This is a genomic window from Flavobacterium sp. GQ95, from assembly GCF_059758655.1.
On sequence record NZ_JCAXEB010000001.1, the window covers coordinates 469,042 to 491,005 of the forward strand.

The following is a 21,964-nucleotide window of genomic DNA, read 5'->3' on the forward strand; positions in this document are numbered from 1 at the left end:
AAATCTATTTACTCGTTTATACGATAACCCACATTTCGTACGGTTTCGAACCAATTTATTGTAGTGTGTTTGTCCAACTTTTTTCGAAGATTTCGAACATGAACGTCAATAAAATTTGAATCGGAATTAACCTCTAAAATATCGCCCCAAATATGCTCTGTAAGCTGTAGTCTGGTTATGACACGGTTTTTATTCAAAACCAAATATTGAAAAATATCAAACTCTTTTTTAGTTAAATTAATTGGAATTTCATCATAACTCACTTTATAATCCTGCAACTGCAATAAGAAACCATGTACTTCTAAATTGTTCAAAGTAAACCCATGAATTCTGCGAATAACCGCAAATAATCTTGCGCTTAATTCGGTCAAAGCAAATGGTTTTGTCAGGTAATCATCAGCGCCTAAATGTAATCCGTTTATCCTGTCATCTAATTCTCCGCGCGCCGTCAGGACAATTACAGCTATTTTAGATTTTGTTTTACGAATGGTTTTCAGGACTTCAAAACCATCTCCGTCAGGCAAACCAAGATCAAGTAACATCGCATCATAATCATTACTTCCCACTTCTTCAAGAGCATCACTGCAACTATTTGCTATCTTACATATATAACCCACGTTACACAAAAAATCGTAGACTTCTACGGCAAGCTCCTTATTATCTTCAACAATTAAAATATTCATAAAAACAGCATTTAAGCGCAACTAAATTTAAGCAATTAAAAAAAGCTCCGTTGTGCATTATTAAAAAATTAACGAATCAAAAAAAGCTGACAAATTTCTTCATCAGCTTTCTCATCCACATTCCATAACCATTATTCCTGTTTTGTCTTCTTTTACCATGATTTGAAAACAAAACAAAAGCAATACTTATTTTTTCACTTTTGCTGTTTCTGATTTAGAAGTTTCACTTTTCTCAGTTTTCGCTTTTTTTTCAGATTTGTGTTTAGGATGTTTTGTAGATTTAACTTCTTTTGCAGGAAGTGCTTTTACTTCTTTTACAGGGCCTACTTTTACAGCAGGAGGAAATGCATGTACCATTGCACTTGTTCCTAAAACGGCTACTAGTAACATCAATAAATTTCTCATGATTTCTAAATTTTAAATTAATACCTTTTATTTTACAGATCAAATGTACTCTCGTAAAATGAAGGCAAAATGAAGAATCACATCAATATAAATACTTTAACTTGACATTAACTTTTTAAATATTTTCCACCATATAAGTTATATAAGTTCATTTAATTTCATCAACATAATCTCAGATTTACCGTTGTGTGCCAACTAAAACCATAGACGCACTGTTGTGCGACTCTACTAAATGAACTTATATAACTTATATGGTGGAAAAAAAATCTTTTAAGTTTATTTTTGAGAACCCAATTGTTTATTTTTACAGACTAATATTTTTTTTATGTCAACTCAAAAACGTCTTTTTCTTCTCGATGCTTATGCATTAATTTTCCGTGGTTATTATGCCTTTATAAAAAATCCGAGAATTAACTCTAAAGGAATGGATACATCAGCGATCATGGGCTTCATGAATTCGCTTTTGGATGTTATTAAACGTGAAAAACCAGATCATTTGGCTGTTGCTTTTGACAAAGGCGGAAGTCACGTAAGAACCGAAATGTTTGTCGAATACAAAGCTAATCGTGATGCTACTCCGGAAGCGATTAAAATTGCTGTACCGTATATTCAGGAACTGTTAAGAGCAATGCATATTCCGATTATTGAAATAGAAGGTTGTGAAGCCGATGATTTAATTGGAACAATTGCCAAACAAGCAGAAAAAGAAAACTACAAAGTCTTTATGGTAACTCCAGATAAGGATTTTGCACAATTGGTTTCTGAGAATATATTTATGTACAAACCAGCCCGTATGGGTAACGGAATAGAAATTTGGGGCGTTCCTGAAGTTTTGGCAAAATTTGAAATTGAAAGACCGGATCAGGTTATCGATTTTCTTGGAATGATGGGAGACGCTGTTGATAATATTCCCGGATTACCAGGTGTTGGTGAAGTTACTGCCAAAAAGTTCCTGAAGGAATTTGGTACAATGGAAAATCTTCTGGAAAACACGCATTTACTGAAAGGTAAAATGAAAGAAAACATCGAAGCCAATAAAGACAAAGGAATTTTATCTAAAAAACTAGCGACCATTATCTGCGATTGTGATGTTGTTTTTAATGAAAACGACTACGAACTTTCACGTCCGGATATCGAAAAAACAGATGCTATTTTTCAGGAATTAGAATTCAGAAGAATGGCAGAACAATTTGACAATTTATTTAAAGTGGGTGGAGGAAATGAATTAGCTACTTCAGCAGCTCCTGCTTCTGATGCTAAATTATACAAAAAACCACAACCTAAGAATGAAGATCAATTTGATCTTTTTGGAGGCGGAGGAACTTCTGATGAAGATATTGAAGCTTCCAGAAATTCATTTTACAATACTTTAGAAAACACACCGCATTCGTATCAGGCAATTGAAGGCGATTTAGGAGTTAAATTACTTTTGCAAAATTTACAAAAACAAACTTCTGTTTGCTTTGATACCGAAACTACTGGATTAGATGCTTTAAATGCGGAATTAGTGGGAATGTCATTCTCTTATGAAAAAGGAAAGGCATATTACGTTCCGTTTCCGGAAAGTCAGGAAGAAGCTCAGGTTTTAATTGAAAAATTCAGACCATTTTTCGAGAATGAAAGCATCGAAAAAATTGGTCAGAACTTAAAATACGATTTAAAAATCCTTTCTAATTATGGTATTACTGTGAAAGGAAAACTTTTTGATACAATGATTGCGCATTATCTGATTAATCCGGATATGCGTCATAATATGGATATTTTAGCTGAAACGTATTTGAAATATTCTCCAAAATCAATTGAAACTTTAATTGGAAAAAAAGGAAAAAATCAAATTACGATGCGCGATGTTGCTCTTGAAGACATTAAGGAATATGCTGCTGAAGATGCTGATGTAACTTTTCAATTAAAAGAACTTTTTACTGCAGAATTAGATAAAACGGAAACCAAAAAGTTATTTGATGAAATTGAGATTCCATTAGTAAGTGTTTTAGCAGCTATGGAAACTGAAGGAATTCGTTTGGATGTTGATTTTCTAAAACAAATGTCGACTGAAATGGAGGTTGAGATTAAATCTTTGGAACAAAAAATCTACGAAACTGCCGGCGAGAAATTCAATTTGGCTTCACCGAAACAATTGGGAGATATTTTATTTGATAAAATGAAAATTGGCGGTGCCAAACAAAAGAAAACCAAAACCGGTCAATATGCGACTGGCGAAGACGTTTTAACGTATTTAGCCAATGACAATCCGATTATAAAAGAAATTTTGGATTGGCGTCAAATGGTGAAATTACAAAGCACTTATATTTTGGCTTTGCCAGAACAAGTAGACAAAAAAACGTTACGCGTTCATACGGATTATATGCAAACAGTTGCCGCAACAGGACGTTTGAGCTCTAATAACCCGAACTTGCAAAACATTCCGATTCGTACAGAAAGAGGTCGCCAGATTCGTAAAGCTTTTGTTGCTCGCGATGAAAATCACACTTTAATCTCTGCGGATTACTCTCAGATAGAATTAAGAATTATTGCCGCTTTAAGTGGTGAAGAAAATATGATTGCTGCTTTTCAAAATGGAGAAGACATCCATAAAGCAACAGCTTCAAAAGTTTTTGCCGTGCCTTTGGAGGAAGTAACACGTGAACAAAGAAGTAATGCTAAAACCGTAAACTTCGGAATTATCTACGGAGTTTCTGCTTTCGGATTGAGTAATCAGACTTCATTATCAAGAAGCGAAAGTGCTGCTTTGATTGAAGCCTATTACAAAACGTATCCGAGATTAAGATCCTATATTAATGAACAAATAGAATTTGCGCGCGAAAAAGGTTACGTACAAACTATTTTAGGTCGTCGTCGTTATTTAAAAGATATCAACTCGGCAAATGCTGTAGTAAGAAGTGCTGCAGAACGAAATGCAGTAAACGCACCAATTCAGGGAAGCGCTGCCGATGTGATTAAAATCGCAATGATCAACATTCATAAAAAATTGACAGAAGAAAACTGGAAATCTAAAATGTTGCTTCAGGTTCATGATGAGCTTGTGTTTGATGTACACAACGACGAATTAGAAAAAATCCAACCGATGATCAAACACGAAATGGAAAATGCTTTTATGATGAGTGTTCCTTTGGATGTTGAATTAGGTTTGGGTGCAGATTGGCTGGCAGCGCATTAAAGGATTTTAGATTTTAGAGTGTTGATTTAGATTTTCTTATAACCACTACGCGATAAACGAATAATGAAGAAAACTTTTTTTCTATTTTTTGTATTTTATTCAACAATTACTTTTTGTCAGGAAACCTTTTATTTGGAAGGAACTTTGGCAAAAAGTAAAATCTATATGAAAATTGAGATTTATAAAGATGGGAAAGAAACAAACTTAAGTGCCACTTATTTTTATCAGAATTCGCTAAAAGACATTAAGTTAGAAGCTGCTTTAAAAAACGACACTTATACTTTCTTCTTTAAGCCGGACAATGTAATAACTGAAAAATTTTATTTGAAGAAAGTGGCTAATAACCACTTTGAAGGATCCTGGTATAATGCTGATGGAAAACAACTTCAGGTTCAATTACAACCTATCAACTTTTCAAATTACAAATCAAACCTGGACCCATATTATGCAGATGAGAAATTAAATCTTGTGAAATGTAAATTTTTGGAATTCAAAAAAGAAAAAACTACTCTCTACAATCACAAAGAATTTATCTGGTATTCTGAGAAACATTGTAATTCGGTTTTTTTTAGATTAGGAAATAATTTCTCAGAGAAAAACAAAGTTCTCATTAATCCTATTTTAGAAAACATACACATTGAAAATACATTAGCACAACTTAATTGTGCTTCTGGTTTTGAATATAGCGAAGGAAAAGGAATTGAAGGAAATTCGACCATAAACTTTTTAAATGAAAATTTATTAGGGTTTGAAATTTCAAGATTCTGGGACTGTGGAGGTGCTCATCCCGATTTTGGAAGTAATGGTTTTCTAATTGATCTGAACAACGGAAGAAACTATGAAATCGATGATATCATTGCTTTTGACAAAAGTGCAACAACAGAGAAACAAAGTGATTTTTCAAGCTTTTCAAAATATCGATCGACTTATTTTGCACCAAATTTACTTGCCGTTATCACTTCAATTGAGCATTTTGTAAAACCAAAAGACGGAGATGATTCCTGCGATTATACCAATACAGAATATTGGGATTTTATTTCCTGGAACTATACTGAAAAAGGCATCGAATTTACGCCTTACTTTCCCAGAGTAGACAGATCTTGTGAAGAATCTTTTTTAGTACCTTTTGAAAAATTAAAAAAGTATAAAAATTCTAAATTCCCCTATTCATTATAACAAAAAACCATTCGCCGCGGCGAATGGTTTTTTGTTATAATTTAAGCCTTTCTTGTAGACTCTCGTTCTTTCAATTTTGTTTTAATTACGATTGTTTCGTAATCTGAGGTTTCTCCTTCAGCTTCTTCCAGTCTTTCGATTAGTTTTTTGGCAGCAACTTCTCCAATTTCAATTCCGTGCTGACTAACCGTTGTTAAACTTGGCGATAAACGTCTTGAAGCTAAAATCCCGTCGGCAAAACCAATTATCGAAATATCTTCAGGAACTTTATAACCTTTTTTCAGACTCACTCTCAAAGCGGCAACTGAATCATTTTCATCCAAAGCAAAAATGGCGTCAATCTTATTGTCAAAAATGGCATCAATTTTACTCTTCATATCATCTTCCGAATCGGTACGAAGAATAATTTTTTCGTTTACCGGAATATTATTATCTGCTAAAGCTTTCAAATATCCATCAGCTCTTAATTTTCCAACACTTAAATTATCTACCGAAGAAATTAAGGCGATATTTTTACATCCCAAATTGATTAAATGTTGTGTTGAATTTAAAGCTGAATCAAAATCATCAACTACAACTTTGTCACATTCTACTTCATCTGCAATTCGGTCAAACATTACAATTGGAGTTCCGTCATTAATAATAGCAGAAAAATGACTGTAATCTTGTAATTTCTGAGCTTCTTGAGAAACCGATAGAATAAATCCGTCAATTGTACCGTTGCTCAACATTTCAAGCGTATGAATTTCTTTCTCTAAAGATTCGTTCGAAATACAGGTAATTACATTGTATCCTTTTTTATCGGCTACTTTTTCGATACCACTAAAAACCTTTGCAAAAAAGGAGTTTAATATATTAGGTATAATTACACCTATTGTTTTGGTTTTACGATTCTTCAGATTCAGACCAATAACATTTGGCTTATAATTTTTGAGTTTGGCATACTCCTTAATCTTCACCTTGGTTTGCTCACTAATTTCCGGACTATCATTTAATGCCTTAGACACCGTAGATACAGAAACACCAAGTTCTTTCGCAATTTGTTTTAGAGTTGCTTTAGCTTTCATCTATTAAAATTTTATGTAATTAATACAAATATAGTAGAATTACCTAAAATAAAACAAAAAACACCTACCAGTATTTAAAATTATAAGGCTTTTTAGAATAAATTTAAAAATACGTCCGTTTTTCAAAACCGGCGGTCATTAAATCTCGTTAATACCTTAATATATGTTATTAACCTTTAAAAGACCTTGATTATGAAAAACGAAGTTAAAATTCATGAAGTTGACCCTTCACTGAATAACAGAAGAAGCTTTCTAAAGCTAAGCGGCTTAACATTAGTTGGCGCAGGTTTGGTTTTAGCTGGCTGCAGCGATAATGATAATGAAGATAATATGCAGGACAATACCCTGCCCGGAATAAAAAATGGTGTGTTTGATTTAGGCTCCGGTGATTTTGGAGTATTGACTTATGCTTATGCCCTGGAACAATTAGAAGCTGATTTTTATACCAAAGTTGTAAATGCCTCAAATTTTAATTCGACTTTTAATACTATTGAAAAACAAGTTCTAACTGATTTATATCATCATGAAGTAATTCACAGAGATTTTTTCAAAGCTGCTTTAACCGGAGCGCTTCCTGATCCGAGCTCACAATTACTTCCTTCTTTGGCATTTAATTACGGTTCTCTAAACTTCAACAGCCGTACCGAAGTTCTTGCAACTGCAAAAGCTTTAGAAGATACCGGAGTTGCCGCCTACAACGGAGCGGGAAAACTGATTAAAAGTGCAGACTATTTATTATTGGCCGGAAAAATTGTTTCGGTAGAAGCCAGACATGCTTCAGCAATAAGAAGTTTGATTAACCCAAATTCTAGTGACTTTGCCGGAGATGATATTGTAAATACATCTACAGGTTTAGATGTTGCCAGCGATCCTTCTAAAATTTTACCCATTGCCGGAGGTTTTATTACCACAAAATTTACTGCCAAATATTTACCTTAATCCTAACCAACTAAAACTTAGAAATTATGAATATTTTAAAATTTATAGAAACCTTTACTGATGATAGTTTAATGAGAAGTACTGGTTCCAGAAGAGACAGTTTTAATCAGTTTGGAAATATTGGAAAAAATCTAGCGATGGCTTCTATCCCCTTCGGATTATCGGCTTTGGCCAATAAAGCATTAGCAAAAGACATCACAGCAACTCCTGCAACTCCTATTGGAGCTTTGCAATTTGCATTGACCTTAGAATATCTTGAAAATGAATTTTATGCTATGGCGTTAGATTCGGGAGTAATACCGGCATCTGAAAACGGTGGACGTGATAGAAAAGTTTTTCAACAAATTGCTGCTCACGAATCAGACCACGTAAAATTTTTAATTGCAGGACTGGGCGGAACGATGAGTGCTAATTTTGTTCCAAAACCTACTTTTGATTTTACTGTGGGAGGTGCATTTAATCCTTTTGGAGATTATCCGACCTTTCTGGCATTGGCACAAGCTTTTGAAGATACAGGAGTGAGAGCTTATAAAGGACAGGCTGCTAATTTAATTTCAACTCCGGATTTATTAACTGCAGCATTGCAAATTCATTCTGTTGAAGCGAGACACGCCTCAGAAGTACGAAGATTACGAGGATTAAAAGGCTGGATCTCAAACGCCGAAAGAGGCGCCGGAATGCCAGCAGCCACACAAGCAGTTTATGATGGCGAAGGCGTTACCATGCAGGCAGGTTATAATACGGCCAGCTTATTTGGGGCAGCTGCGGGATCAGAAGCTTATGATGAGCCACTTACAACACAACAAGTTGTAGATATCGCAAATATATTTATTGTATAGTAAAAAATATTTCAAGAAAAAGGAACCACCCTCGCGTAATTGTTAAGGTGGTTTTTTTTATTCTTTTAAATAAAAAACTGAAGGCCTGATTTTCAACAGATAAAATATTCTTTTCAGGTATTTGGTTTTAAAATAATTAATTGTACTTTTGCATCCCCTTTATTGGGGATGGAATGTTTAATTAAAATAATATTATGGACGCATTAAGCTACAAGACAATTTCAGCTAGCAAAGCCACTGTAACGAAAGAGTGGATCGTTGTAGACGCTGAGGGTCATAACTTAGGTCGTCTTGCTTCAAAGGTTGCGATGATCTTAAGAGGTAAGTACAAACCAAGTTACACACCACACGTTGACTGTGGAGATAACGTAATTGTTATCAACTCAGAAAAAATTAACCTTACAGGTACAAAAATGAATGACAAAATTTACATGCGTCATACAGGTTACCCAGGAGGACAAAGAACTTTAACTGCTAAAGTATTGCAATCTAAAAATCCTGCATTATTAGTAGAAAAAGCTGTAAAAGGAATGTTACCTAAAAACAAATTAGGAGCTGAACTTTTTAGAAATCTAAATGTTGTTGTAGGTGCTGAGCATACTCACGGAGCTCAAAAACCTAGAACTGTTAACCTAAACGATCTTAAGTAATGGGAGTTATTCACAAAATCGGTAGAAGAAAAACCGCTGTTGCACGTGTTTATGTTTCTGAAGGAACAGGAAAAATCACTGTAAACAAAAAAGAATTCGCAACTTACTTTCCAACTGCAACTTTACAATACAAAGTTTTACAACCAATGTCTATGACAGAAAATGTAAACAACTTTGACGTTAAAGTAAACGTTTACGGAGGTGGTTCAACTGGTCAGGCAGAAGCTGTAAGAATGGCATTAGCACGCGTTATGTGTGAAGTAAATGCTGAAAACAGAGCTATCTTAAAACCAGAAGGTTTATTAACAAGAGATCCAAGAATGGTTGAGCGTAAGAAATTCGGTCAGAAGAAAGCTCGTAAGAGATTCCAATTCTCTAAACGTTAATATTACCTGTCTTGTGCATATGGTACAAGACATGATCAATTTATTGAAATTAAAAAACACAGTTGTTGTTGCTCTCCTATCGAGGTAGGAAATAGTTTAGCATCTAAATGTATAAAGCCTGGGAAACCGCCATTTATACATTGCTAATCAACAGAACGTAAACTAGTACAAAAATGGCAAACAAAATAGAAGTAAAAGACTTACTAGAAGCAGGTGTTCACTTTGGACACATGACTAGAAAATGGGATCCAAACATGGCCCCTTACATTTATATGGAGCGTAATGGTATTCACATTATCAATCTATATAAAACTGCAGCAAAAATTGAAGAAGCTAATGAAGCTTTGAAAAAAATCGCTGCATCAGGTAGAAAAATCTTATTCGTAGCTACCAAAAAACAAGCTAAAGACATCGTTGCTGAAAAAGCAAAGGCTGCAAACATGCCTTACATCACTGAAAGATGGCCTGGTGGAATGCTAACTAACTTCGTAACTATCAGAAAGGCAGTGAAAAAAATGTCTTCTATTGATAAAATGAAGAAAGATGGTACTTTCATGACGTTATCTAAAAAAGAGCGTTTGCAAGTTGATCGTCTACGTGCTAAATTAGAGAAAAACTTAGGTTCAATCGCTGACATGTCTAGACTACCAGCTGCATTGTTCGTAGTAGATATCAAAGCTGAACACATCGCAATAAAAGAAGCACAAAAATTAAACATTCCAGTTTTCGCAATGGTTGATACGAATTCTGACCCAAGAGAGGTTGATTACGTTATTCCTGCAAATGATGATGCTTCTAAATCAATTGACAAAATTTTATCTTTAGTTACTGCTGCTGTAATCGACGGTCTTTCTGACAGAGGTTCTGACAAAGAAACTGAAGTTTTCACAGAAGAAGCTCCAGCTACTGAAGTTGCTGCTCCGGCTGTTGAAGCTGCTCCAGCTGTTGAGGCTGCCGCACCTGCAACTGAAGAATAAATAAACATTTAAATTCCAAATTTTAAATTCCAAAATCCAAGAATAATTAAAAACGTTATGTTGATAATTTATTAAAATTGGAGTTTGGGATTTAAAAGATGGAATTTTTACTTTTAACATTAAAATTCAAAATATTATGGCAACAATTACTGCTGCAGACGTAAATAAATTAAGACAAACTACAGGTGCCGGAATGATGGACTGTAAAAAAGCTTTAGTTGAGGCTGACGGAGATTTCGATAAAGCTATACAAGTCCTTAGAGAAAAAGGACAAAAAGTTGCTGCTAACCGTTCTGACCGTGAGTCTTCTGAAGGAGCTGCTGTTTCTTTTATCAATGCTGACAATACTAGAGGAGCTATCATCACTTTAAACTGCGAAACTGATTTCGTAGGTAAAAATGAGGCTTTCGTAACTTTGGCTAAAGAATTAGTAGAAAGAGCTATTAACTTCTCTAGTAAAGAAGAATTCTTAGCTTCAGATTTCAACGGAATTACTGTTGCTGAAAAATTAATCGAGCAAACTGGAGTTATCGGAGAAAAAATCGAAATCGGTGGTTTCGAAATTTTAGAAGGTGCTTTTGTTGGATCTTATGTTCACGTTAACAAAATTGCTGCATTAACTGCAATTTCTGCTGCAATTCCTAACGCTGACGTTTTAACTAAGGATGTTTCTATGCAAGTTGCTTCTATGGGAGCTGATACATTATCTTACAAAGATTTTGATCCTGCTTTCGTTGAATCTGAACTTGCTGCTCGTATTGCTGTAATCGAAAAGGATAATGAAGAGGCAAAACGTTTAGGAAAAACTTTAAAAAATGTTCCTAAATATATTTCTTACTCTCAATTAACTGAAGAAGTTATCAAACAAGCTGAAGAAGATGCTAAAGCTGAATTAAAAGCTGAAGGTAAACCAGAGCAAATTTGGGATAAAATTATTCCAGGAAAAGTACAACGTTTCATTTCTGACAACACTACTTTAGATCAGGAAAAAGCTTTACTAGATCAAAACTTCATTAAAGATGATAGTAAAAAAGTTGGTGATTATGTTAAAGGATACAACGTTGAAATCACAGGTTTCAAAAGAGTTACTTTAGGTTAATATATTATTTCAATATAAAAAGCCCGAATATTTATTTATTCGGGCTTTTTTTATGTCTCATCTCAAATATTATAGACGCACCGAAATGCGTCTATAATTTATTGAAGATTTCTTATTTTTTCTTCGCTACAATTGGAAAATCTCTCGCACGCATTAAAGCATCAGATTTAGGAGCTCTTCCTCTAAAGTTTTCATATGCTTTTTCCTGATCAATCGTATTTCCAACACTGAAAACATTGTCATATAGTTTTTTTGCAACTGCTTTATCATAAGGTCCTTTTCCTTCTGTAAAAGCTTCCCAGGCATCTGCATTGATTACATCAGCCCATAAATAACTGTAATATCCGGCAGCGTATCCATCACTTGAGAAAATATGTCCAAACTGTGGAATACGGTGACGCATTACAATTTCTGATGGCATATGAAGCGCGTCTAACGTTTCTTTTTCGAATTTATGAGGATCAATAGGTGTTGTTGTTAAATGCAGTTTCATATCAATTAAAGAACTTGAAATGGTTTCTACAGTAGAAAATCCTTCATTAAAGTTACCCGCTTTTTTAATTCGGTCTACTAAAGACTGTGGCAACGGCTGATTTGTTTTATAATGCAAAGCAAATTTGTTCAATACTTCAGGAGTAGGCAACCAGTGCTCTAACAATTGAGAAGGGAACTCAACATAATCTCTGGCTACAGCTGTTCCTGCTAAACTTGGATAAGTAACATTTGAACACAATCCGTGAAGTGCATGTCCAAATTCATGGAATAAAGTTGTTGCATCTGTCCATGAGATTAAAACCGGCTCGTTTGCAGTTCCTTTAATAAAATTACAGTTGTTAGATACGATAGTAAGCACATCTCCACCTAACTTTTGTTGATCACGATAAGCATTCATCCATGCTCCGGAACGTTTTCCTGTACGAGCATAAGGATCAAAATACCATAATCCAACTACTTTTCCGGTAACTTTATTACTTACTTCCCAAACACGAACATCCGGATGATATACTGGTACATTTGTAATTTGTTTGAAACTTAAGTTAAATAATTCTCCTGCAACCCAAAACATACCTTCACGTAAGTTTTCTAATTGCAAATAAGGCTTAACCTCATTTTGATCTAAATCATATTTTGCTTTTCTAACTTTTTCAGCATAAAAACGGTAATCCCAAGGTTGAATTTTGAAATTTCCGCCTTCAGCATCCACAATTTTTTGCATTTCAGCTACATCCTGATGAACTTTTTCTACAGCTGGTTCCCAAACTGACATCATTAAATCTAATGTCTTCTGAGGATCTTTTGCCATTTTATTAGATAAACTCCAATGAGCAAAAGTTGGATATCCAAGTAATTTAGCCTTTTGAGTACGCAATTCTAAAATAGAAACTAGTGTCGAGTTGTTATCATTTGCATTTCCGTTATCTCCTCGTTTCACAAAAATATCAAATGCCTTTTCTCTTAAATCTCTGCGAGTTGAGAAAGTCAAAAATGGTTCAATAGAGGAACGAGTATTGGCAATACATCCCATAACATCCAATTTTCTGTCTTTTGCTTCTGCAATGGCAGCATTTTTTACTTCTAATGGTAAACCATCAAAGTCACTTTCTGTTTTTAAAGCCAGGTATTGATTGTGTTCTTCTGCTAATAAATTCTGACTGAAACGAGTAAAAAGCGTTGCCAGTTCCTGATTAATCTTAGTCACTTTTTCTTTGTCTGCATCATTTAGCTTAGCACCCTGACGAACAAAATTAGTATAATACAACCAAATTAAACGCTGTTGCTCACCGGTAAGCTTTTTACTTTCCTTCGAATTATAAAGCGTTTCTATTCTGGTAAATAACTTTTTGTTTTGATTGATTTTATCAGAAAACGCAGAAAATTTTGGTGACATCTCTCTGTCAATAGCATTAAATTCCGGGGTACTTAAAGTAGATCTGTAAATTCCGTAAGATGTCGAAATTCTGGACATTGTTTTACCAGAAAGCTCTAAAGCTACAATCGTATTATCAAAAGTTGGCGCTTTTGGATTATTGGCAATAGCATCGACTTCATTTAATTTTTCCTGAATAGCAAATTCGATTGCCGGTTTAAAATCTGACACCTTATACTCATTAAAAGCAGGAACCCCTCCATAAGGACCAGTCCATGGTTTAAGCAACGGGTTATCAGAATTGTTTTGTGCGGTAGCTGCAAAAAAGGTTGTACCCATGATAAAAATTGACATTAATTTTTTCATTCTCATTAATTTGATTTTAAATAATAGAACTTGTTCTTATTCCAAAAGTACCTAAAAATTACCAATCAAAAGCAAATTGAATTGCCTTAAAAAAGATTGACTGCATAAACCATCACACATCACAAAAGTCATTTTTGGTTTTTAAGAAAATCCCTGATAAAAAACAAAGAAAAAGCCATATTCATAAACGAAAAGACCACAATCTATTTTATATTTGTTTAGCAAAACCACTAAACCAACCCTCTTGAAAAAACTACTTTATATCTCATTACTAATAACTTCTGTCCTTCAGGCACAAAACAAAAGTTTATTTTGGGAAATCTCCGGCAACGGTTTAACCAAAAACTCTTACTTGTACGGCACGATGCATGTCAATGATAAAATTTCTTTTCATCTGTCAGATTCGTTCTTTAAAAACCTTTTAGGTTCAGATATTGTGGCCAACGAAAGTAATCCTGAAACATGGGGAGATTTGAATGATTTGATGAAGAACAATGATTTTAATTCCTATAAAAAGTTCTATACTGAATTCTATCTCTTCCCAACAACAAAAGAGAATATTCAGACCATTTTTATTAATGACAATTCCAAATATTTCAGAAACATGTTATCCGGAGCAGAAGGAGATCAGGCAGATTTTCAAGAAGATACGGTTTTGGACATGTTTATTTTTCAAACCGGGAAAAAATACAAAAAGAAAATTGTTGGTCTGGAAGATGCCAAAGAATCCATGCTATCGATATTGCAAATTATTGATGAGGACGCAAAACCAAAGGAAGAGAACAAACTTGCTTTAGTAAAAATCTTAAAAAACAGAAATCCTCAGGAGGTTCTAAAAGAATATTACAGAGAGAAGGATATTATTATGCTTGACTCAGTTTATAAACTACTATTTTCTAAAAAAGCGCACAATGCCCTTATTGTTAATCGCAACAAAATCATGACCAAAAGCATTGATTCTATTGCTAAAACAGGAAGTTTGTTTTCAGCAGTTGGAGCAGCGCATTTAGCAGGTAACGATGGTATAATCGAACTTTTAAGAAAAAAAGGATATACCGTAAAGCCTATAATTGACACTTTTACTGAAAACGGAAAAAATCAGAAGAAAACTATTGAAGCTTATTTTCCAAATCCTAATTTTACTGTTTCGCAGACCAAAGATAAAATGGTACAATTGCCATTATACAAAACCACTATCGAAGAAAACGAAAGCATGGGCTCGCCGGATTTCACGAATGGAGGTGCAATTACCATAAAAAGAATTCCGCTAAATTATTTTCTTAAAGCCGTCAATAATACTTATAATCCAAAATCATTAGATAGTTTGTTTTTTGAAAAAATCCCCGGAGATATTATTGAAAAAAAATATTCTGAACAAGCGAATTATGCCAGTTATGACATAAAAAACATTACAAAAACAGGAAACGCCCAGCATTCTAAATTTTATATTACACCTTTAGAAATCATTTCTATTTCGATGACAGGACCTGCGAATTATGTTCGACAATATGAAAATGAAGTTTTTGAAAATATTAAAATAAAACCTTTTAAAAACGAATGGGAAAAGATCAAACCTTTGAAAGGTGGTTTTGAAGCAGAAGTTCCTTCGTATAATTTTGTTTTTGGAAACAGTGCCGAAAAAGGAACGAATATTGACATTCAGGCCTATGATAATCAGGAAAAAGCATATTATTTTTTAAGAGAAAAAACGTTGAATGATACGAGTTTCCTTGAAAATTCTCAATACGAACAAAAACAAATTCACTATCAATTTTATCTGCAACAAAATCAGGATTCGACTGCTACCCAATATAACAAAATCGAAAATTCTTTTGTTTCATCCTCTAAAATTGGTGACCGAAATATCAAATTAAAAACTGTTATTTCCGGAAACAAATATTATATGTTGGGTTCTGTAAATGCGTCGGAAGCAAACACCAATCGCTTTTTTAATTCATTTTTATTAACTCCGTTTGATTATAAATCTAAATCAAAAATTTTAATAGACTCAATCGCAAACTATAAAATAGAAATTCCGGAAAAGGAAAACGAAAATCTATTTTTAAAATTAAACAAAAACCAACGCGAGGCAAAAAATGCTTTTAAAGTTGTAAATCAGTATCAGGCATTTAATTCTGAAACGGGCAGGAAAATTAAATTGACTTATCATAAATTCCCAAAATACGAGCGAACATTATCTATTGATTCTGTTCAACGTATGCTTAAAAAAGATTTTTTAAACCAATACGATGAAGATCCTCAACAAAATTATTTTGAAGCCGAAGATGAAAGTTATGAAACTGCAACTTCTTTATTAAGTTCGGAATTGTTCCTTAAAAAAGGATTTTCAAGATCACTTTGGGATGAAATTCTTGCTGACAAAAAAGATAATTATGAGTTTTTATCCGAAAGCACCACTTTTGACAAAGAACAAAATAGTTATACAATTAATGCACTCATTTCTAAACCAAACGCTACCCAGTCCATTAAATACAAAGTTCTTTACAAAAACAATGCTTATTATTTACTGAATACTCTGGTTGAGAAAAACTACAAAAATGACGATCCTTTTATAGAGAAAGCCTTTAACTCATTAGATCTTGTTGAGAACATCAAAACGGATACAGCTGAAGACAAAGTCAAACTTTTTATAGAAGATGCAAAAAGCGAAAAAGACACCATTCGTTATTCGGCTTTAAACACAATTGACAATCTGGATATTACGAAAAATGATTTTGAAGCCATTACCAATTTCATCAATACTTTTAATTTTAAAGAAAGTGAAACCGATGCTGTAACTTCATTACTGGAAAAAATTGGTAAAATTGATGATCAACGAGTAATTCCGTATCTGGAGAATTATTATAAAAAAGAATCGACTAAAACAGATGTACAAATTAGTATCTTAAAAAGTATTTCGTACCAAAAATCAAAAGCAGCGTACAAAAAAATCAATGAGTTATTAGAGTACGATTTACCAATTTCAGATTTACAATATGAAATTGGAAGCCTGTTTTATACGTTTGAAAGAGATCCGGAAAACAGTAAAGAACTGTTTCCTGAAATTTTTCAATATTACAGTATCAAAGAATACAACAAACCAATCATCAGCTTTTGTAATTCATTATTAGAGCAAAAATTGATTTCGGTTAAAAAACTAAAAGCATTTAAAAAAATAATCCTTACCAACACAAAACTTGAATACAAAAGAGTAGCAAGCTGGAATGAAAAAAACAAAGCTACACAAGAAGCTGCAACAACAGAAGACGAAATAACTTTTTATTCTGAATCATCTAGATCATTGACAGATTTGATAAATTACACCAATTTAATCTATAATTATACCGATGACAATGCTGTAAAGGAAGTATTAAAAAAAATAAAAAGCCTCGATATTCCGGAATTAAATATAGAATTAGCCCGATTAGGAGTTACACATAACATGCTAAATACATCTGAAATTGAAAGTTTTTTAAACGATCCTAAAACTCAATTTGTAACAATCAATTTGTTATTGAATCAAAACAAAAAAGACCTGATCCATTTTACAGATGATGAGATTGCAAAATCGGCAGCCTTAAATTTTCAAAATCTGGCTAAAAAGGATTCTATAACTTTATTAAAAAAACAAATTGTAGAAAAGGACAATCATGAAATTTCATTTTACTTTTACCAAATTCAAAGAAAAAATGACGAAACAAAATCGGTCAAAAAACAATTATATACCATTGCTTTTTTAAACGAAAACAAAAAAATAAATCCTTTGGCCTACACTATCGCTCCAATAAAAACAATAAGTATTGAAGAGGATCCGGAGAAAACATATGCTCTTATTATCAATGAGACTTTGAATGGAGATCATATCAGAGCGAGTTTTGAAAAAGAAAAGGAAGAAGACGAGTTATCACTTGGTGTAGAATATTAAATCAATTTTCAGCATAAAAATAGTTAACTTTGAATTATCAGATTTTATAGTACGTATTTATGTTCAAAACCAAAAAAGAAATTGTCTTTGTAATTCTGGCGGGAATTTTTATAACAAATGCAGTTGTCGCAGAGCTTATTGGAGGAAAGTTAATTCAGATTGGACCGTTTGTAATGAGTATTGGTATTTTACCATGGCCAGTGGTTTTCCTGACAACCGATTTAATAAATGAATATTTTGGAGAAAAAGGAGTTAAAAAACTCTCTTTTATCACGGCTTGTTTAATTGCATATGCCTTTTTAATTTTATTTATGGCCATTGTAATTCCGGCAGCAAAAGGAATAAGTCCCGTAAATGACGAACAATTTCAGGCAGTTTTTGGACAAAGTATGTGGATTATTGTGGGTAGTTTAATTGCTTTTATGGTATCTCAATTAATTGATGTATGGATATTTTGGTTTTTTAAAAGACGAACAGGCGAAAGAAAAATATGGTTACGAACAACAGGGTCAACCGTTGTTTCGCAATTATTTGATTCGTTTATTGTACTTGGAATAGCGTTTTGGCTACCGGGGAAAATCGACTTCGACACGTTTCTTTCCTCAGCTTTGATTGGATACACGTTTAAATTGTGTACCGCTATTGTATTGACACCATTAATTTACGCAGGACATCATTTGATTAAAAAATATTTGGAAGAAGATATTTCTTCTCATAAGGATTAAGATTTATTGTTATGAAAAAAACTAATGTTATATTACTATTTTCAATAAGCTGTTTCTTTTATAGCTGTGGCAACGATGAAAAAAAGCAACCAAATAAAAAAGTATATCCTGTTAGTTCTTTAAAACCTGTTCCTCAAAAATCACTCGACCCCATTTCTTCTAAAATAGTAGTTGCGAAAGATAGTGACACCAATTCACCCATTACTAAAAAAACGGTTTTTACTGTTAGTAAATCCATTGTTACAGCAGAAACTCCAATTGCAAAAACCACAGCAGAAAAACCTGAAACTACTACAAAAAAGGAAAAAAGCGAAAACTTTATGAATTTCGTTAACCTACGGAAAATCCTGTCCGGGACTAAAATTGGCCAAACCATGAGTCAAAAAGATCTGACACAAAATTTTAAAATTCCTGAGGAAGCCGTTAAACTGGTCAAAAGTGTTACCAGAACCGCACATGACGAATTAGCTGTAAAATGGCGTTCAACCTGGCTTGTAGAAAAAGTATCCGATGCCGAACTTGAAGATGGTAAAATGAAAATTAGATTTCAGGCCAATAAAATGTTTATGTCTGGCAAAGCAATTGGCATTAAATACAATAGAAAAGTTTATAATGATTTAATAATTATAGGCCACTCCGCTTATATACCAAGCGTAAAAGGGTATCATTGGCAAATTGGTAAATAATGGAAAACGAAAATTTAATTCGATGCAGCTGGTGCACTTCCAGTGATTTATATAAAAAGTACCACGACGAAGAATGGGGCGTTCCTGTTTATGATGACCCTACTTTATTCGAATTTTTGATTTTGGAAACCTTTCAGGCCGGTTTAAGCTGGATTACTATTTTAAACAAAAGAGAGAATTTTAGAAACGCTTTTGATCATTTCGATTATAAAAAAATAGCGCATTATTCTGACGATAAAATCGAAGAATTAATGCAAAATACCGGAATCATCCGTAATAAACTGAAAATTAAGGCGGCCGTTTCTAACGCACAGGCTTTTATGAAAGTACAGAAAGAGTTTGGCAGTTTTTCTGATTTTATTTGGAAATATACCAATGGAAAACCAATCATAAACAATCTCAAAACGTCAAAAGATGCTCCGGCCACTACTCCCCTTTCTGACGAAATCAGTAAAGATTTAAAAAAAAGAGGTTTTAAATTTGTTGGTTCAACCGTAATTTACGCACACATGCAAGCCACCGGAATGGTCAATGATCACGCCGAAGATTGCTGGAAAAGAGCTAAGTAAACAGTCGCAGTTTTCACTCTCAGTTTTCAGATTTTCACAACCTGAAACCTGAAACTTGAAACTTTTAAACAAAAATTACATATATTTGCTTCACACTTTAGGGGTGTCTGCTAATAAGCAGGCTGAGATTTTACCCTCTGAACCTGATCTAGTTCATACTAGCGTAGGGAAAAGTAAGATGACTTCTGCGCGCATTTTTATGCGTTTTTGTAGCCATTCCTAAAGTATAACTATACTAATTCAAAAAGGAATGGAACTAAAAATCAACCAACAAATCAAAAAATTCAATGCTGAATCGCTAAGCGTTCAATCATTGCTCGATCTCGAAATTCCCAACAAACAAAACGGAATTGCCGTTGCCATTAACAACACCGTTGTTCCAAGAATCAATTGGAACCAACATCTCGTACAAGAAACTGACGAAATTCTGATTATTTCTGCTACTCAGGGAGGATAGTCCCGATAGCTATCGGGATAAATTCCAAAAAATAAATTCCAATTTCCAATTTCTTATAGGACGTAGACGCACTGCTGTGCGCCTCTACAATAACTCATAACTTATAACTCATAACTTCTTTCCTTATGACAACAGAAGAACAAATTTCCAGAACACCTTTTCCGAATTCAAAAAAAGTTTATGTCAATGGCGAAATTCATCCCATAAAAGTGGCGATGCGCGAAGTCATTTTAAGCGACACCAAACTTTCAAATGGCAGAATTGAGAAAAATCCACCTGTAACGGTTTATGATACATCAGGTGCTTATACAGATCCGAACATCGAAATAGACATTAGGAAAGGGCTTCCACGCTTACGGGAGAGCTGGATTCTGGATCGAAATGATGTTGAAATTTTAAATGAAATAACTTCTGATTACGGACAAACCCGTTTGAAAGACGAAAGCTTAAATCATCTTCGATTTGAATATTTACATCAGCCAAAACGTGCCAAAAAAGGTGCAAACGTAACGCAATTGTATTACGCCAAACAAGGAATCATAACTCCTGAAATGGAATATATTGCGATTCGTGAAAACCAACGTATCGAACTTTTAAACGAGCAAACCAAAGCAATGCAATGTCAACATGCCGGGCATAGTTTTGGGGCAAATACGCCAAAAAGCAAAATCACTCCTGAATTCGTTCGATCTGAAGTTGCCTGCGGAAGAGCCATTATTCCAAACAACATTAATCACCCTGAAAGCGAACCAATGATCGTTGGTCGTAATTTTTTAGTCAAAATAAACGCCAATATTGGTAATAGCGCTGTGACTTCGAGTATTGAGGAAGAAGTTGAAAAAGCAGTTTGGGCTTGTCGCTGGGGAGCTGACACCATTATGGATTTGTCAACAGGAAAAAATATTCACGAAACCAGAGAATGGATTATTCGTAATTCACCGGTTCCGATTGGTACGGTTCCTATTTATCAGGCTTTGGAAAAAGTAAAAGGAATTGCCGAAGATTTAACCTGGGAAGTTTTCCGCGATACTTTAATCGAACAGGCAGAACAAGGCGTTTCGTATTTCACAATTCACGCCGGAGTTTTGCTTCGCTACATTCATTTAACGGCTGATCGTGTTACCGGAATCGTTTCGCGTGGCGGATCGATCATGGCAAAATGGTGTTTGTTTCATCATAAAGAAAACTTCTTATACACCCATTTTGAGGAAATCTGCGAAATCATGAAACAATATGATGTCGCCTTTTCTTTAGGAGATGGTTTACGTCCGGGTTCGATTGCTGACGCTAACGACGCTGCACAATTCGCCGAATTAGAAACGCTTGGAGAATTAACCAAAATCGCATGGAAACATGATGTTCAGGTTTTTATTGAAGGCCCGGGTCACGTGCCAATGCACATGATTAAAGAAAACATGGACAAGCAATTGGAACATTGCAACGAAGCTCCTTTTTACACTCTTGGACCTCTAACAACTGATATTGCACCGGGTTACGACCATATTACTTCAGCAATTGGGGCTGCCATGATTGGCTGGTACGGCTGTGCAATGCTGTGTTATGTAACTCCAAAAGAACATCTTGGTTTACCGAACAAAAAAGATGTAAAAGATGGTGTAATCACTTATAAAATTTCAGCACACGCTGCAGATTTGGCCAAAGGTCATCCGGGAGCACAATATCGTGATAATGCCTTGAGTAAAGCCCGTTTTGAATTCCGTTGGGAAGATCAATTTAATTTATCTCTTGATCCTGATACTGCCAGAGAATTCCATGATGAAACGCTTCCTGCTGATGGCGCTAAAGTGGCTCATTTCTGCTCGATGTGTGGCCCAAAATTCTGCTCTATGAAAATATCTCAAGAAATTAGAGATGTCGCTGCAGCAGAAAAAGGAATGCAGGAGAAATCAGAGGAGTTTATTGAACAAGGGAAAGAGATTTACATCTAGTAGAAAATAGAGTCAAGAATA

18 protein-coding genes and 1 riboswitch are annotated in these 21,964 nt (G+C 34.1%); of the genes, 14 read left to right on the forward strand and 4 right to left on the reverse strand.

All coding sequences use genetic code 11. The features are described from left to right. Positions 1-8 precede the first annotated feature (8 nt). Together AC6CH4_RS02045 and AC6CH4_RS02050 are read right to left on the reverse strand one after the other, a co-directional pair. Positions 9-683 carry a response regulator transcription factor gene (locus tag AC6CH4_RS02045; protein WP_498099717.1) on the reverse strand — a complete coding sequence of 225 codons (675 nt, stop codon included), beginning with the start codon at positions 681-683 and terminating at the stop codon, positions 9-11. Between the two features lie 186 nt (positions 684-869). Next, positions 870-1,088 carry a hypothetical protein gene (locus AC6CH4_RS02050; protein ID WP_498099719.1) on the reverse strand — a complete coding sequence of 73 codons (219 nt, stop codon included), beginning with the start codon at positions 1,086-1,088 and terminating at the stop codon, positions 870-872. Between the two features lie 325 nt (positions 1,089-1,413). Here AC6CH4_RS02050 and polA point away from each other — a divergent pair, with 325 nt between their 5' ends. Further along, positions 1,414-4,266, forward strand: a complete 2,853-nt coding sequence (gene polA / locus AC6CH4_RS02055; RefSeq protein ID WP_498099721.1) for a DNA polymerase I — start codon at positions 1,414-1,416, stop codon at positions 4,264-4,266. A 165-nt stretch (positions 4,267-4,431) separates the two neighbouring features. After that, the gene (locus tag AC6CH4_RS02060; RefSeq protein WP_498099723.1) at positions 4,432-5,442 is read left to right on the forward strand and encodes a hypothetical protein; all 1,011 of its coding nucleotides are present in this window, start codon (positions 4,432-4,434) and stop codon (positions 5,440-5,442) included. A gap of 41 nt (positions 5,443-5,483) precedes the next feature. Here AC6CH4_RS02060 and AC6CH4_RS02065 read toward each other — a convergent pair whose 3' ends face one another. After that, positions 5,484-6,509, reverse strand: coding sequence for a LacI family DNA-binding transcriptional regulator (locus tag AC6CH4_RS02065; protein WP_056190436.1), 1,026 nt, complete (start codon positions 6,507-6,509; stop codon positions 5,484-5,486). 192 nt (positions 6,510-6,701) lie between these two features. On the opposite strand from AC6CH4_RS02065, the gene AC6CH4_RS02070 reads away from it, so the two are divergent. From AC6CH4_RS02070 to tsf, 6 genes are all read left to right on the forward strand, one after another. Continuing rightward, complete coding sequence (locus AC6CH4_RS02070; protein WP_192186025.1) at positions 6,702-7,448, forward strand: ferritin-like domain-containing protein; 747 nt, start codon at positions 6,702-6,704, stop codon at positions 7,446-7,448. A gap of 26 nt (positions 7,449-7,474) precedes the next feature. Beyond that, the gene (locus tag AC6CH4_RS02075; RefSeq protein WP_498099725.1) at positions 7,475-8,287 is read left to right on the forward strand and encodes a ferritin-like domain-containing protein; all 813 of its coding nucleotides are present in this window, start codon (positions 7,475-7,477) and stop codon (positions 8,285-8,287) included. A 194-nt stretch (positions 8,288-8,481) separates the two neighbouring features. Beyond that, on the forward strand, positions 8,482-8,937 hold the full coding sequence (rplM, locus tag AC6CH4_RS02080) for a 50S ribosomal protein L13 (RefSeq protein WP_026983738.1): 456 nt from the start codon (positions 8,482-8,484) through the stop codon (positions 8,935-8,937). Continuing rightward, entirely contained in the window at positions 8,937-9,323 is a 387-nt protein-coding gene (gene rpsI / locus AC6CH4_RS02085) for a 30S ribosomal protein S9 (protein ID WP_007808909.1), read from the forward strand. The genes rplM and rpsI overlap by 1 nt, the downstream gene beginning before the upstream one ends. A 173-nt stretch (positions 9,324-9,496) precedes the next feature. Continuing rightward, positions 9,497-10,300 (forward strand): 30S ribosomal protein S2, encoded by an 804-nt coding sequence (rpsB, locus tag AC6CH4_RS02090; protein WP_498099727.1) that lies wholly within the window; start codon positions 9,497-9,499, stop codon positions 10,298-10,300. 136 nt (positions 10,301-10,436) lie between these two features. Next, on the forward strand, positions 10,437-11,399 hold the full coding sequence (tsf, locus tag AC6CH4_RS02095; RefSeq protein WP_498099729.1) for a translation elongation factor Ts: 963 nt from the start codon (positions 10,437-10,439) through the stop codon (positions 11,397-11,399). 112 nt (positions 11,400-11,511) lie between these two features. On the opposite strand, the gene AC6CH4_RS02100 is transcribed toward tsf, so the two are convergent. Then, positions 11,512-13,632: a M3 family metallopeptidase gene (locus AC6CH4_RS02100; protein ID WP_498099731.1), complete on the reverse strand. Its 2,121-nt coding sequence runs from the start codon at positions 13,630-13,632 to the stop codon at positions 11,512-11,514. Positions 13,633-13,876: 244 nt separating this feature from the next. Here AC6CH4_RS02100 and AC6CH4_RS02105 point away from each other — a divergent pair, with 244 nt between their 5' ends. From AC6CH4_RS02105 to thiC, 6 genes are all read left to right on the forward strand, one after another. Then, complete coding sequence (locus tag AC6CH4_RS02105; protein WP_498099733.1) at positions 13,877-17,557, forward strand: TraB/GumN family protein; 3,681 nt, start codon at positions 13,877-13,879, stop codon at positions 17,555-17,557. A 59-nt stretch (positions 17,558-17,616) separates the two neighbouring features. After that, positions 17,617-18,282: a queuosine precursor transporter gene (locus tag AC6CH4_RS02110; RefSeq protein WP_498099735.1), complete on the forward strand. Its 666-nt coding sequence runs from the start codon at positions 17,617-17,619 to the stop codon at positions 18,280-18,282. 11 nt (positions 18,283-18,293) lie between these two features. Further along, the gene (locus tag AC6CH4_RS02115) at positions 18,294-18,968 is read left to right on the forward strand and encodes a hypothetical protein (RefSeq protein ID WP_498099737.1); all 675 of its coding nucleotides are present in this window, start codon (positions 18,294-18,296) and stop codon (positions 18,966-18,968) included. Further along, complete coding sequence (locus tag AC6CH4_RS02120) at positions 18,968-19,537, forward strand: DNA-3-methyladenine glycosylase I (RefSeq protein WP_498099739.1); 570 nt, start codon at positions 18,968-18,970, stop codon at positions 19,535-19,537. The genes AC6CH4_RS02115 and AC6CH4_RS02120 overlap by 1 nt, the downstream gene beginning before the upstream one ends. A gap of 89 nt (positions 19,538-19,626) precedes the next feature. After that, positions 19,627-19,724: riboswitch (TPP riboswitch) on the forward strand. Positions 19,725-19,787: 63 nt separating this feature from the next. Then, entirely contained in the window at positions 19,788-19,994 is a 207-nt protein-coding gene (gene thiS, locus AC6CH4_RS02125; RefSeq protein ID WP_026983746.1) for a sulfur carrier protein ThiS, read from the forward strand. Positions 19,995-20,119: 125 nt separating this feature from the next. Further along, positions 20,120-21,943, forward strand: coding sequence for a phosphomethylpyrimidine synthase ThiC (thiC, locus tag AC6CH4_RS02130; protein ID WP_498099741.1), 1,824 nt, complete (start codon positions 20,120-20,122; stop codon positions 21,941-21,943). The last annotated feature ends 21 nt before the right edge of the window (positions 21,944-21,964 follow it).